The 537-nt window shown below is 48.2% G+C and carries 1 protein-coding gene; it reads right to left on the bottom strand.

The features are described 5' to 3' along the window. Window positions 1–283: DUF2490 domain-containing protein (locus ABD931_RS29200; RefSeq protein WP_345271665.1), on the bottom strand; the 283-nt coding region annotated here is incomplete at its 3' end. Window positions 284–537 lie beyond the last annotated feature (254 nt).

Here is a 537-nt window from a genome sequence, read left to right as displayed (position 1 = left end):
CTACCGTGCGGCGATAATGGATATAGGCGTAGCCAGCGGTAAAAACCGATTTTTTGCTGGCGTGGTAGTTCAACCCGGCACGGAGCAACAGGGAAGATACATGCTGCAGCTGGTCGGTACTGCGCAACTGGAAGTCGGAATGTATGCTGAACCTGGTATTGATCTTGACGGTATTGAAATCGGCCAGCCAGCCGGATAATTGGGTTTGCGGTGGCGTTTGGGCCTGCAGGCCATGGAAGGTAGCCAGCAATAAAACAAGCGTAGTTAGGTTCCGGTAGTTCATGCGTGCAAAAAAACAATAAAACGGCTAATGCATCGACATGAATATTGGGTGATCAATTAAAATACTGTTAAGGTTCTGCGTATTTACTGCATTGCGGCGTCTGCTTTAGGCGGGTGACCGGCCTTTTCGTTTTTCTAGCCTCAATATTGCAGCATACGTTTTCTTACTCCAACCTATGTTCACCTACTTGTGCGGAATGTCTTCAATGCTTACAGACGTGGTATCACGCCGATCTTTCCGTGGGTACTGGTATC

It is taken from the genome of Nibrella viscosa, from assembly GCF_039541875.1.
Lineage (GTDB): Bacteria > Bacteroidota > Bacteroidia > Cytophagales > Spirosomataceae > Nibrella > Nibrella viscosa.
The sequence above is the reverse complement of the archived record's forward strand: the minus strand, read 5'-3'. Positions and strand labels throughout refer to the sequence as shown.